The 12,933-nt window shown below is 66.1% G+C and carries 12 protein-coding genes; 5 read left to right on the forward strand and 7 right to left on the reverse strand.

Translation table 11 applies throughout. The features are described from left to right. Nucleotides 1-10: 10 nt before the first annotated feature. Both HF203_RS12885 and HF203_RS12890 read right to left on the reverse strand, forming a co-directional pair. Complete coding sequence (locus tag HF203_RS12885; protein ID WP_168670338.1) at nt 11-862, reverse strand: DUF6544 family protein; 852 nt, start codon at nt 860-862, stop codon at nt 11-13. Between the two features lie 400 nt (nt 863-1,262). Beyond that, nucleotides 1,263-3,008, reverse strand: coding sequence for a chloride channel protein (locus HF203_RS12890; protein ID WP_246221775.1), 1,746 nt, complete (start codon nt 3,006-3,008; stop codon nt 1,263-1,265). 408 nt (nt 3,009-3,416) lie between these two features. Here HF203_RS12890 and HF203_RS12895 point away from each other — a divergent pair, with 408 nt between their 5' ends. The 5 genes from HF203_RS12895 to mutM are packed head-to-tail and all read left to right on the forward strand — an operon-like array spanning nt 3,417 to nt 8,286. Then, entirely contained in the window at nt 3,417-4,322 is a 906-nt protein-coding gene (locus HF203_RS12895) for an ABC transporter ATP-binding protein (RefSeq protein ID WP_343043923.1), read from the forward strand. Then, a complete protein-coding gene (locus HF203_RS12900; RefSeq protein WP_168670343.1) occupies nt 4,319-5,056 on the forward strand; it encodes an ABC transporter permease in 738 nt (245 codons plus the stop codon). Before HF203_RS12895 ends, HF203_RS12900 begins: the two co-directional genes overlap by 4 nt. Further along, entirely contained in the window at nt 5,056-6,429 is a 1,374-nt protein-coding gene (locus tag HF203_RS12905) for a GldG family protein (protein WP_168670345.1), read from the forward strand. Before HF203_RS12900 ends, HF203_RS12905 begins: the two co-directional genes overlap by 1 nt. Next, nucleotides 6,426-7,415, forward strand: coding sequence for a hypothetical protein (locus HF203_RS12910; RefSeq protein ID WP_168670347.1), 990 nt, complete (start codon nt 6,426-6,428; stop codon nt 7,413-7,415). The genes HF203_RS12905 and HF203_RS12910 overlap by 4 nt, the downstream gene beginning before the upstream one ends. A 43-nt stretch (nt 7,416-7,458) precedes the next feature. Beyond that, nucleotides 7,459-8,286 (forward strand): bifunctional DNA-formamidopyrimidine glycosylase/DNA-(apurinic or apyrimidinic site) lyase, encoded by an 828-nt coding sequence (gene mutM, locus HF203_RS12915; protein ID WP_168670349.1) that lies wholly within the window; start codon nt 7,459-7,461, stop codon nt 8,284-8,286. Here the strand turns inward: mutM and HF203_RS12920 are convergent. The 5 genes from HF203_RS12920 to coaD all read right to left on the reverse strand — a co-directional run bounded on the left by HF203_RS12920 (nt 8,277) and on the right by coaD (nt 12,294). Further along, a complete protein-coding gene (locus tag HF203_RS12920; protein ID WP_168670351.1) occupies nt 8,277-9,020 on the reverse strand; it encodes an MBL fold metallo-hydrolase in 744 nt (247 codons plus the stop codon). The genes mutM and HF203_RS12920 overlap by 10 nt on opposite strands. 92 nt (nt 9,021-9,112) lie before the next feature. Then, on the reverse strand, nt 9,113-10,024 hold the full coding sequence (locus tag HF203_RS12925) for an HDOD domain-containing protein (RefSeq protein WP_168670353.1): 912 nt from the start codon (nt 10,022-10,024) through the stop codon (nt 9,113-9,115). A 289-nt stretch (nt 10,025-10,313) separates the two neighbouring features. Continuing rightward, on the reverse strand, nt 10,314-11,189 hold the full coding sequence (locus HF203_RS12930; protein ID WP_168670355.1) for a Tim44 domain-containing protein: 876 nt from the start codon (nt 11,187-11,189) through the stop codon (nt 10,314-10,316). Between the two features lie 325 nt (nt 11,190-11,514). Next, entirely contained in the window at nt 11,515-11,766 is a 252-nt protein-coding gene (locus HF203_RS12935) for a YfhL family 4Fe-4S dicluster ferredoxin (protein WP_168670357.1), read from the reverse strand. A gap of 51 nt (nt 11,767-11,817) precedes the next feature. Then, the gene (coaD, locus tag HF203_RS12940; protein ID WP_168670359.1) at nt 11,818-12,294 is read right to left on the reverse strand and encodes a pantetheine-phosphate adenylyltransferase; all 477 of its coding nucleotides are present in this window, start codon (nt 12,292-12,294) and stop codon (nt 11,818-11,820) included. Between the last annotated feature and the right edge of the window lie 639 nt (nt 12,295-12,933).

Raw genomic sequence — 12,933 nt, forward strand, 5'->3', positions numbered from 1 at the left:
CAGACACCATTCAAGGTGTGAACTTATAGAGCGCCTCGTTCACCCGCCCTTGGGCGTAGACCTGCCGCCCCTGCGGCAACACCCACGCCATCTCGTACTGCGCAGGGATCATCATCCCACCGCGCTCGCGATATTCCCAGAAGCGCATCTCCCAAGGGGTCTCGATCCGGGTACCACCGACGCGGCGTTCACGCGCCTGTGCCCGCACCGAACGCACCAGCCCGGCATCATCGAAGACGAACACCACCCCAACACTGACCCCGTCGTCAGAGATGGTCGCACGTGCATGCTGATCGTCGATCTCCTCCCAGTGCACCCCTTGACTCGGTAACAATCGGGTCGGATACCACACTGCCTCAGCGAGAAAACGGGTGAGTTCGCTCGCCGCGCCAGCCGCCTCCTCACGCGAACGGACGACCGGGATCAAACCGAACAGCTTGTAGCGCGCGACGACCACCCCGGAGAACAGCCCCTGATGCGCAAACAACCTGAGCCCAGGCCACCACCGCACCCGCGCATCCCACAGCCATCCGGGGCGGGAGACGAAGACCCGCTGACGTCCGTGAAACTGGACCCAGCGGCTCTGCGCACGACCGAGATCGAGCGCTCCCTCCTGGGCGATCTCGGCGGCGGCCACCAAGGGTTGTCCCGGACTGAGCACGGCGCGGAAGTAGGCCTGGACCGGCGCCGGCAGGGGCAGTAACTCGCCACGTTCGAAGGTGCGTGGCGCGACCGCGCGCCTGGCCCCTTCGAGTCGCTCGACCAAGGCCACGGTCACGCTCTGCCAACGCGTGACCCCGAGCAGGACCACCACCGCCGGCACCATGATCAGCGCAAACAGCACGAAAAAGAGGGTATTCAACAACATGTCCGTTCCCGATTGCAGATAAGAGGAACGCCGCACACCCGCGCCCGGAGACCCTCCCCGGGACCACGATCCGGCACGCGACTCACGAACCGACCATCCAGGTCGCGATACATGATCGCGCACCCATAGCGCCAACCGCCAGGATACTGAACCACGAAGACGCGAAGGGCGCGAAGAGGGAAAGAGCCGCTAGCCTCCAGCAGCCAGTGGCGTTTTTGCACGCCTCCCTGTGATCTCAAGGCGAGCCACTCGTCGCGCCGTCGAATGAACGAGATTGCAAATACCAGTCACCAAAGCTCAGCCTTCGGCCACTCGCGGCAGAGAGTCTACAGGGCGCAATTCGTCAAATCCTTCGCGTCCTTTGTGTCTTGGCGGTTCGATCGCGGGCAGGTACTCAATACCGATACGCCGACTCGATACGGCCACGGGTGAGGACCCCGTAGACGTGGTCGATCCCCGGGGCCAGGGGGCGCTGAACATAGAGCGCCTCGACCCCGCGGGCGTTGAGCTGCTCGAGTGCCTCCTGGAGGGTCGCTTGGAGATGGATGGGGGCCAGTTCGAGTCGATCCGCGGGGATCTCCAACAGGTCGATCTCGGTCGCCTCCGGGCTGCGCGCAAGCTCACTGGCGACCGCCAACCCGGGCATCAGCGCGCAGGGCACCCCGTGCGCGTCGACGATGATCCAATCCGGCGCATCGGCAACCAGGCGCTCGGCGGCAACACGATCGAGCCGTCGCTGCTGACGCACGAAACCGGTATTCATCGCGCTCGCCACACCACTCCTGCGCAGCATCGCGATCACCGGATTGGCGCGATAGTCGAGCCCCTTGGCACGCAGCAGGGTCAGGAACATCGAGTCCTTGCCAAACACCCGACGACAGGTCAGGGCGGCGATCACGATCGCCAGCATCCCTGGCATCATCACACCCGGGCTGTGACTGAGCTCGACGATCGCGGTCAGCGCAGCCAACGGCGCCTGCAGGCTCGCACCCATCATCGCGCCCATGCCGAGCAGGGTGTAGAAGGTGACATGGGCGGGATCGAGGGGGACGAAGAGCGCGCTGATCACCGCGGTGAGGTTACCGACGATCGCCCCCATGAACAGCGCCGGACCGATGTTGCCCCCAGGGATCCCGAGCCCGACGCTGAGCGCCGTGGCAGCAAGCTTGGCGACGAGCAGCACCACCAGAAAGCCCCAGGCCGCCTGGCTGGTGAGCAACGTCTGCTGGGTGTCGTAACCGAGCCCCATCACCTCGGGGACCAGGACACCGATGAGGCCGGCGGCGAGCCCCGCGACCAGGTAACGACGCAACCCACCGAGACGCCCGGCAAGCCGCGCCGCCCCCTGCAGCGACTGGATATAGGTGGCCGCAACCGCACCGGCGAGCACCCCGAGCAACAGCACCGGCAACAGGTCGGCGAGCGAGCTGAGCACGAAGGGCGGGAGCAACAGCACCGGCGCACTACCGAAGACGGCAACGGCCACGGCATTGGCGCTCACCGCCGCCAGGGTGACGGGGATGAAACCACCGATGCTGTAGGGCAGCGCCAACACCTCCAGGGCGAAGATCACCCCGGCCAACGGGGTATTGAACGAAGCGGCGATCCCGGCGGCGGTACCGCAGGCGGCCATGGTCCGGATACTGTTGTTGGGCAAGGTGAAGAGCTGGCCGAGCAGACTCCCACTAGCCGCGCCGAGATGGACGTGCGGCCCCTCGCGCCCCACCGAATGGCCACTGATGATGGCGATGGCGGCACCGACGAACTGCAGCACGAACCCACGCAGGGTCAGATGCCCTTGATGGTATTCCATGCGCTCCATCACCCGCGCCACACCGAGCACCTGGATGCCCTGAGCAAAACGCAGGAAGATCAGCCCGATGATCAGCGCCCCGGCGAGCGGCAGCAGCAACCGCACCCAGCTGGCGAGTGCCTCATAATTCTCGCCGTGTTCGGGCAACCAGGCCGCCTGGGTCCCTTCCACCGCGAGTCGGAACCCGACGATCACCGCGCCGGCCAGCAACCCGGTCAACAGCCCGATACCGGCATGCCAAAACAATGCCTCCGGGCGCGACAGACGCAGCCGGAGCCACTCCAGCGAGGGATGGAACCAGGTCGGTAACGGACTAGGACGACGCATGAGCAGCATTCTTGCCGCCACCGCCGGGCATGGCAAGGTATCAGCCGCCAGCCGACCAGCGACCAGCGACCAGCGACCAGCGACCAGCGACCAGCGACCAGCGGATTGAACCGCAAAGGCGCGAAGGGCGCGAAGAAGGAGAGAGCTTCCAGCGATCAGCCTCCAGCTGCCAGTGGCTGTCTGTCTTCGAGTGTTGGTCGGAAATGCACGCCAACCGGTGGCCGACAGTGAATGAAGCGCGCTATCGTCGAGGGCGTCCCTCCACTGGCGGCTGGCCGCTGATGGCTGGCAGCTTGAATCCCTTCGCGCCCTTTGCGGCTTTGCGGCCTTGCGGTTCAATCCTGGCGACTGGAAGTGTTTGGCAATCCCCCGAGGAGCGGGTATCTTGCCGCTGACATGGACACCCTCGTGCGCGCAACCGCTCTGAGTCGCCACTTCGGACGCCATCCAGCGCTCGCCGACGTGGAACTGACACTCGATACCGGTCAGGTACTCGGTCTGCTCGGTCCCAATGGGGCCGGCAAGAGCACCTGTCTACGGCTGCTCGCCGGTGTACTCGCGCCGAGCAGCGGGCGGGTCCAGATCCTCGGGATCGACCTCGCCCGTCAACCGCGACTGGCCAAGCGTCAACTCGGCTATCTGCCCGAACGTCCCCCGCTCCACCCCGAGCTGCGGGTCAACGAGTATCTTCGCTTCTGTGCGCGACTGCGCGGCATCCCACGCGAACGTCTGGCCAGCAGCGTCGACGCTGCCAAGCATCGCTGTGGACTCGACCGGGTCGGACACCAAAGGATCGACACCCTCTCCAAGGGTTACCAGCAACGCCTGGGGATCGCCCAGGCGATCATCCATCGCCCCCGGGTTCTCATCCTCGACGAGCCGACCGAGGGGCTCGACCCCTACCAGATCCGCGCGCTGCGGGCACTGATCCGCGACCTCGCTCACGACTGTGGCATCATCCTCTCGAGTCACATCCTCCCCGAGGTCCAGGCGGTGTGCGACCGGGTGATGATCCTGCACCGAGGACGCGTGCGCTACGACGGTTACCCTGCGGCCGATCACAGCCCACACCTGTGGCGGATCCGGCTCGGCGCCCCCGAACAGGGTGAACGACTCCGCGCAGCCGACTGCCTTGATCAAGTAAGTGCGCTCACCGAGGACCGCTATCGCGTGGTGCTCAAGGATGGTGCCAGCGCCGCCGACCTGGCGCGCGAGTTGGTCACCGTCGGGGTCGACCTGCACGAACTCCAGCCCGAGCGCAGCGATCTCGAACGCGTCTTCTTCGACCTCACCGGCGCGGAGGAGTCGGCATGATCCGTACCCTGTTCACCCGCGAACTCCTCGGCGGCATGGTCACCCCGTTACCCTGGGTCCTGCTCGGTGGCGCCCAGATCGTCCTCGCCTGGATCTTCCTCCAGGTCATCGAGTCCTTTGCCGGCCTCGACACCGCGAGCCGCCAGCATCCACTGACCCTGGAGCTGACCCTCAACCTGTTCGGTTTCACGGCGGTGATACTCTTGTTCGCCGCACCATTGATTGGCGCCCGGATGCTCAGCGCCGAGCTGCGCGACGGTCGATTCACGCTGCTCGCCAGTGCCCCGATCGGCAGCGGCGAGATCGTGCTGGGCAAGTACCTCGGACTCTGGGGCCTGCTCACCCCGTTGTGTCTGCTACCAGCACTCAATCTGTTGCTACTCGCCGGCGCCACCCCTCTCGACGCCGGACAGATCGCTGCGGCCACCCTCGGGCTGTGGTGTAGCGCCGGGCTGTTCGCGGCCGTCTCCATCTACGCCTCGACGCTGAGCGCACAGCCGACGAGCGCAACCCTGAGCGCCTTCGCCGTCCTGCTGCTACTCTCGATCGTCGGGCGCGCCGAACAACTCATCGACGGTTCGCTGTCGCTGCTCGGCTGGCTGACCTGGAACGAGCACCTGCTCTGGTTCCTGTTCGGCGCGGTACGATTCAGCGACTTGGCCTATTTCGCCCTGTTCAGCGCCGTCTTCCTCGCGCTCGCGCAGCGCCGACTCGATAACCGCCGGCTTGCCTGATGTCGTCCCTGCCTCGCCTCCACGCCCTGCTCAAGCGCTTCGACCGCCCCCTGGCCGATGGCGTCTTCCTGGTACTGCTGGTGGCACTGGCGATCGCCACCGGCTGGCTCAGCGCCCGTCATGATCACTACTGGGACTGGACCTCGGGCAACAGCAACAGCCTCTCGGTCGAGAGCCGACAGCTGCTCGCTCAACTCGACCAACCACTGCGCATCACCATCTTCGCCGCCCCCGAGGGCGCACTCGGTAGATCGATCGAGCGCTTTCTCGCTCGTTATGTCCAGGCCCATCCAGGACTGGAACTCGAGTTCGTCGACCCGCGCCGTTTCCCTGAACGCGCTCGCGACGCCCAGGTCCGGGTCGACGGCCAGCTGCTGATCGAGTACCACGACCGTCGCGAGACCCTGGCGCGACTCGACGAGCACAGTCTCAGCGCCGCCATCGCCCGGCTGCTCGAGGATCGCCGTCCCTGGGTAGCGGTCATCGAGGGGCACGGCGAGCGCAACATCGACGGCGACGCCCCCGGTGAGCTCGGGCGGCTCGGCCACGAACTCGAGGCCCAGGGCTTCCTTGCCCGCCCCCTCGACCTCGCGCTGGTCAGCGACGTCCCGATCAACACCCACTTGGTGGTCCTCAGCCAACCCGAGATCGCGCTCTTCCCCGGCGAGGTCGAGCGCCTGATCGACTATCTCGACCGTGGCGGTAACCTGCTCTGGCTGCTCGATCCCGGGCCGCTCAACGGTCTCGAACCACTAGCCGAACAACTCGGACTCAAGCCGTTGCCCGGGGTACTGTTCGATCCGGAGAGCCTCGAACAGGGCGCCATCACTCCAACCCTGGCGCAGGTCCACGCCAGCCCCACGGACCACCCCCTCACCACCGCACTGACACAGCCGGCGCTGTTTCACGGTGCCCGCGCCTTCGCCGCCGAGCACCACGCCGACTGGGCGCTTGCCACACCACTCGTTAGCGGACCACGTAGCTGGAACGAGGTCGGCCGGATCGAGGCCGAGAGCTATCGCGACGAGGTGGTCGGGGAGCAGGCCGGCCCCTTACCACTGCTGCTCGCACTGACTCGATCGGACACCACCGGCGAGCACGAACAGCGCGTAGCGGTGATCGGCGATGGCGACTTCATGAGCAACGCCTGGATCAACCGCGCGGGCAATCGAGCGCTCGCCTTCGCCCTCATCGATTGGCTCAGCGGTGCGCGCATGCACCCATTGCCACCGCAGGCGCCAGCGCCGGCGGCACTCGAACTCGATGACGGGCGACGGCTGTTGCTCGGTGCCGGCAGTCTGGGAGTGATCCCGGGGCTGCTGCTCGGCGCCTGGCTGTTGATCCAATGGCGTCGAGGCAGGAGGGCGGCATGAGCATGCGCTGGCGGATCAATCTGGTATTGGCGCTGCTCCTGATCGGCATGCTGGTGGCGATCCACGGCGAGCTGAGACATCGTCACCAACGCTCGATGTTGGCCGCGATCGACCCCACGCAGGTCCAACGCATCGCCCTCGAACGCGTCGGCGAACCAACGCTCGAGTTCATGCGGGGCGCCTCGGGGTGGGAGCTGCAGGCACCGTTTCGCGCCCCAGCCGACGCCGCGCGCATCGAACGCCTACTCGGGGTACTCGAGATCCCGGTGCAGCAGAGCTTCCCGGCCGCCGGGCTCGAACTCGCGCCCCTGGGACTGGCGCCGCCACGGGTGCGTCTCCACGTCGACGCCCGCACGTTCACGTTCGGCGCCACCGATCCACTCCAGCAGTACCGTTATGTCGCTGCCGGGGCATTGGTCCACCTGATCGACGACCGCCTCTATCACCTCTTGATCGCACCGACCCGCGACTATCTCTCCACGCAGCCGTTACCCGCGGGTTTCGTCCCGGTCCAGGGCACGCTCGAAGGGATGGGGCTGACCCCAGAGACGCTCACCGCGCTCACCACGCTCACCGCCACCCAGGTCGAGCACGCCCCCGAACCACCCCAGGGGGCGGCCCTGAGCCTACGTGCCGAGGATGGCCGGATACTGCGCTTTCGCCTCTCCGAGGATCGGCAAACATGGCGCCGGCTCGATCAACCGCTGCGTTATCTCCTGAGCGAGGCCCCGCAGCTCGTCACCGATCCATCGCTCGCCATCCTGCCCGAGCCAACGCCCCTTCCGTCACCGATCACGAGCGACCCCTTCGCCCCGGTCACCAGCCCCCACGAACCAGTGCTGCCGAGCGATGTCTTGCTCGGCCCCCCTCCCGAGGTCAGACTCGGGCCGGAGCGCCCCCATCCCGATGCCGGATTCGGTGCCGAGCCTTACAAGCGGCCGCCTCAGGGCTTCGGTCAAGATCCCTTCGCCCCGGATCCACCTTGATCACGGCGCGCTCGGTGAGCGCGCCCAAGACCGACACCAAGCGATGCCCGAACTCCCCGAAGTCGAGACCACCCTACGTGGCATCCGCCCCCATCTCGAGGGGCGGCGGATCGCCCGATTACTGGTACGCGAGCCGCGGCTGCGCCAACCTGTCGCCCCCGATACCGCCGAGCGCATCACCGGAACGCGCATCGAGACCCTCGAGCGACGCAGCAAATACCTGCTGCTCGGACTCGGGCACGGCAGCCTGCTGATCCATCTCGGGATGTCAGGGAGCCTGCGCATCCTCGATCCGACCACACCGCCGCGCCGGCACGACCACATCGATCTGATCTGTACCGACGGCCCCTGCCTGCGACTACACGACCCACGTCGCTTCGGGCTGTTCCAGTGGACGCCGCAGACACCGACCGAGGCCCGTCGCTCGCACCCACTGCTGCGCCACCTCGGCCCCGAGCCACTGACCGCAGAGTTCGACGGTGATTTTCTCCATCGCATCGCCCGCAGCCGACGCATTGCCGTCAAGACGCTGATCATGGACGCACGGGTGGTAGTCGGGGTCGGTAACATCTACGCCAACGAGTCGCTGTTCCTCGCCGGAATCCATCCGGCACGCCCCTGCAACCGCATCTCGCGGGCACGTTATCAGCGGCTGGCCGAGACCATCCGCGCGGTACTGGCGGCGGCGATCGCACAAGGTGGCACCACCCTGCGCGATTTTCTCCGTGACGACGGACAACCCGGGTACTTTGCCCAGTCGCTCCAGGTCTATGGCCGCGCCGGGGCACCTTGTCGCACCTGCGCGACGCCATTGCGCGAACTGCGCATCGCCCAGCGCTCGACCGTCTACTGCCCGCGCTGTCAGCGCTGAGTAACGCGCGCCAGGGCGGCGAAGTCGACCTCGGCGCCGATCCCGCCACTGAGCGCACGGCCGCCATAGACACGCTGACAGGCGGCCACCCCGGCCGTACCGGTGCAATGGGTCGGCAATACCCACTCGACCCCGAGATCCTGCAAGGCCGTCACCGTCGCACTAATCTCTGCGGGCGCGGCACGCATCAGGTGCAACCCGCCGATCACCCAGCGCACCGGGGCACCGGTCAGCATGCGGGCTCGGCTCACCAAGGCCTCGATACCGGGGTGGGCACAGCCACTGATCAGGGCGATACCGAAGCCGGTGTCGATCACCAACGCCTGCTCGTCGGGCGGCCCCTCCAAACGACCAGTCGAATGGATCCCGGGTGCCAGCGGGTGCGGCTCGGCCCCAACCACGACCAGCTCGCCACAAAGGCCGGCGAGGTCCTCGACCAGGTGCGCCGAGAACCCGTCATGGACGACACAGGTCAGCTGCGGGTTGGCGTCGAGCACCACGTCCAGACCACCGATGTGATCCCAGTGCTGGTGCGACAGGAAGACCTGGTCCAGGGTCGCAGGATCGATGCCTTGGGCACGCATACGCCGCAACAACGCCGGGCCATTGCTACCGGTATCGAACAGTAGCCGCTGCCCATTGACCCGCACCAGTGCGGCGAACCCCCACAGCGTGCGTGGTCCGCCTGCGGGATCATGATTGTCGAACAGGATGGTCAGGTCGGATGGGATCACCGGCATCTCCTCAAGCTAGGTATGGCTCGAGTCTCGATGCCGACGGCATCCGCAGGCGATGAAAAAGCGCAACCCGAGCCGCGCGGCCCCCGTCAGTGGGCGTCGTCCTGTGTCCAGCAACCCTGCATCGCCTCGTCGCTGAGCGCGGCCAACACCTCGTCGTTGAACTCGAGTTCCTGACGGGCATCGTCGAGATAGGCGAGCATCTCAGGGGCATCCTGATTGCTCTGGGCCAGGGCGCGCAGATAGTAGGCGAGTTTGGCCACCGCGATCAGGGTGCGCACCCGCGCATCGGCGAGCTTGACCGCCAGGGGATCATGGTGGTGATAGATCGCCAGGGTGGTGTAGCCAGGCAGTTGCCAGGTACCGGCGAGCAGGAACCCCACAGTGGTGTGATCGACCCCGAGGGCCTTGCGTTCGTGCTCGAGCAGGGCGCTCGGGGTCGCGGCATGGAGGATCCAGACAGTGGCATAGTCCTCGAGCTGATCGGCAAAGATGAGGCTGCCGACATCGTGCATCAGCCCGAACAGGTAGGCCTCCTCGGGGTCGATGCAGCCGGTCCGCCTGGCCACGGCGACGGCAGCACGGGCCTGCTCCATGATCGACTCCCAGACCACTCGGGCCGCGCCGCCCTGGCTGTGGCGCAACGCGCGTTCGATGGCATCGGCCGAGGCCAGTGCTGCAACCCGCCGGATACCCATCATCGCCACCGCCTGGTGAACGCTGGAGACCTTGGTTCGTGCCCCGAACAGTGGCGAATTGACCGTCTTGAGCACCTGCCCGGAGATCGCCAGGTCCTGAGCGATGAGATCGGCGGCAATCTTGAGGTCGGGCTCGGGGCGATTGAGCTCCTTACGCAACGCCAACAGCACGTCCGGGATCTGCGGCACCACGGCCTTGCGGATCGCCTTGAAGGCGAGTTCGAGGGCCTCCTTGGACGGATAGAGCCCGGCGGGCGCGGTCGACTCGGTCGAGGGTGGGAGTTGAGACGTCGGGCTGGACATAGGACTCTCCATGGAGGCGTGCAAACGCGATTTGCAGTCGCCAGTCGATGAGACGCACTCGCAAGATACGACCGGTCTCAAGCTCATGCTGCACGAGCCGGGTACCGCACAAGAACCGTGCGCCCGAGCACGGGAGACGATATGCGTACAGGACCCCGCACAGCGGTCGATCTCAAAAGCCTATCGAATCCCTGTGGTGGAGATTATGCGATATCTCATCTCTCGCGTCCCCGCCGGCGGCGGAGACGCGAGCCGGGGTCGAGTCACCACCGAGCCCTGGCCACCGGGATCAGCCCTCGACCTGCTGGATCCCGGCGATATACCAATCTCCCGCCGGGCTGGCCCAGGCGTGCTGGATGTGCCAGACCTCGCGGAAGGGCTCGGCCGGCCCCTGCGCCTGCTCACGGATCAGGCCGGAGAAGAGGATGCTCGCAACCACCTGATCGCCATCGCGCTCGACCCCGACAAGCTCGGTCTTGAGCTGCACCACCTCGGTCGACTGGGGACCGCTGAGCTTGGCGCGCTCACGCTGGAGCTCGGCGAACAGCTCGGGGGTGGTGTACTCGGCGATGTCACGCATATCGTCCTGGTCCCAGGCCGATTGCAGACGTACATAATGCGCCTTGGCATCCTCCAGGAAGCCGGCGGCATTGAACCAACTCGGCTGCTGCTGGGCACCGCCACCACGACGCTGACCAGCCATCCCAGGATGTGCCTGACGGGGCGGCTGACCCGGCATCACCCGACCATGGGCCCCGGCAGCCGCCGGTACCGGCCCCGCGGCCTGACGGCGCCGCAGCGCCCGAAACAGCATCACCGCGCCGAACACCAACAGCGCGATCAGCAAAAAGTCCATGAACTGGAAGCCCTCGAAACCGTCGCCGAAGAACAGCGAGGCGAGCAGACCACCGGCAGCCAGACCGGCAAGCGGCCCGAGCCAACGGCTCGCACCGCTCTTCTGCGGACGCTGGGCATTGGCCGCAGCCGGATTACGCGGCTGCGCCGCCTGCTGCTGACGCTGCGCCGGGCGCGAGGAGAGACTACTCGACTGCTTGCCGAGACTGGCACCACCTCCGAAGCGCTTGGCCTCGACGTCCGTAGGGACGGACAGAAAGCCGACCACGACCAACGCCAGGGCGGTCGTGAACAGGGTCTTGACGGTCATTAGCGAGGATCTCCTTGCAGGTTGTCGAATCGAACCGGATCAGGACGCGACCGGCCCCATCAGGCAACGGCAAGCGGTCGTGCCAGCCCGCCCGAGCCAAAGGCATGAGGGGTAAGGGCACAGGTCACCGCCCCAGGGCGGTCAGCGATCGGGTCCGGCGGCGCTGTCCAGCGAGTCGATCACAGTCCCCGTTGACCGCGGGGGGGGGCGATCGGCATTCGCACGGACGGGGCCTTGGGGCCTCAACGGCGCGCGCATGATGGCGATGGCCACAGCGGCGGTTGGCGATCGTGACCGAAACGCTCCGCAACGCCGTGGCGCGCGGTCAGTTACCGCCGGCGATACGCTCGTACTTGGCGCGCAATGCGTCCTCGGACTCCTCGTGATTGGGGTCCTTGATGATGCAATCGACCGGGCAGACCTCGACGCACTGTGCGGTCTCATAGTGACCAACACACTCGGTGCAGAGGTTGGGGTCGATCTCGTAGATCTCATCACCCTGCGAAATCGCGCCGTTTGGGCATTCGGGCTCGCAGACGTCACAGTTGATGCATTCGTCGGTGATCAACAGCGCCATGGAAGAACTCCTTGAGCTAGCTTCAGTGGATGGAGAAAAAGCGCGCGGATCTTATCCAAAGCGCGCCTTCAGTGCAGCCTCGACCGTGGGAACGACAAAGGCCGACACGTCACCCTTGAGGCGGGCGATCTCCCGCACCAGGGACGACGAGATATAGGCGTATTTCTCGGCCGGGGTGAGAAACAGGGTCTCGATGTCTGGCGCCATGCGCCGGTTCATGCCCGCAAGCTGGAACTCGTACTCGAAGTCGGACACCGCACGCAGGCCGCGCATGATGACATCGACCCCGAGTTCGCGCGTAAAGTCCACCAATAACCCCTGGAAATCAACGGTTTCGACATTCGGGATATCAGCAACGGCCTCGCGGACCAGCGCCACCCGTTCCTCGGTCGTGAACAGGGTCTGCTTGCCGGTATCGGCGGCGACGGCGACCACGACCCGATCGAACAGGCGTGCCGCACGCAGGATCAGGTCGACATGACCGTTGGTGATGGGATCGAAGGTCCCGGGGTAGACCACGCTACGCAAATCTTCAAGCCTCTGGAATGGACACCCCGCGTTCGGTGTTCTCCGGGGGCAGGATCGAAACCCCGGCGCTCGAGTTCAACCCCGAACGGCCGGCATGAACGGCGGTCATCCTCCGAGAGACTCGGAGCCGCGACCCCCTCGGGTCATCCACCGCCGGCGCGAACCATAGCACAGCACTGGGCGAAACGCTGACCGACATCCCCGCGCACCTCAGCGTAGATGGCGCCAAGCGTGGACGTCCCAACCCCCAGGTTGACACCGTTCGCCAGGCCCGCAAAGCGGATAAATCATTGCCATGACAAACGCTTGTACGCCCCTGCGGATCTCGACCGGGGCGCGATGACACATCGCCCCCCATCGCTCGATCCGAGCGGTCCAAGGTAGATCTTGGATCGCGTGCCCGCCCCGGGCATCGCCGCCCATGAGCGTCACAGGCGCGCAACCTGCCTTGATCGGTGGAGAGCCCGCGCCCGCGATCACGCCCCCTCCCGAGGGTTGAGCTTCCCTCCGGCATCCTCCCGGACAGGGCTATCGCATCACCCTTTTCTAATATTCTGTTTCTTGGAAAGCGTTGATTTCTCTGGCTTATCCGGTGCCTCGAAGATGAGCTTGAATAGGTAACGCGCATCCCAGCCGGCC

It is taken from the genome of Marichromatium bheemlicum (assembly GCF_012276755.1).
Taxonomy (GTDB): Bacteria; Pseudomonadota; Gammaproteobacteria; order Chromatiales; family Chromatiaceae; genus Marichromatium; species Marichromatium bheemlicum.

What these genes read in the sequence shown, in the direction of transcription:
- HF203_RS12890 (WP_246221775.1), bottom strand. Translation starts at nt 3,008, where the DNA reads ATGCGTCGTCCTAGTCCGTTACCGACCTGGTTCCATCCCTCGCTGGAG.
- HF203_RS12900 (WP_168670343.1), top strand. Translation starts at nt 4,319, where the DNA reads ATGATCCGTACCCTGTTCACCCGCGAACTCCTCGGCGGCATGGTCACC.
- HF203_RS12905 (WP_168670345.1), top strand. Translation starts at nt 5,056, where the DNA reads ATGTCGTCCCTGCCTCGCCTCCACGCCCTGCTCAAGCGCTTCGACCGC.
- HF203_RS12910 (WP_168670347.1), top strand. Translation starts at nt 6,426, where the DNA reads ATGAGCATGCGCTGGCGGATCAATCTGGTATTGGCGCTGCTCCTGATC.
- mutM (WP_168670349.1), top strand. Translation starts at nt 7,459, where the DNA reads ATGCCCGAACTCCCCGAAGTCGAGACCACCCTACGTGGCATCCGCCCC.
- HF203_RS12925 (WP_168670353.1), bottom strand. Translation starts at nt 10,024, where the DNA reads ATGTCCAGCCCGACGTCTCAACTCCCACCCTCGACCGAGTCGACCGCG.
- HF203_RS12930 (WP_168670355.1), bottom strand. Translation starts at nt 11,189, where the DNA reads ATGACCGTCAAGACCCTGTTCACGACCGCCCTGGCGTTGGTCGTGGTC.
- HF203_RS12935 (WP_168670357.1), bottom strand. Translation starts at nt 11,766, where the DNA reads ATGGCGCTGTTGATCACCGACGAATGCATCAACTGTGACGTCTGCGAG.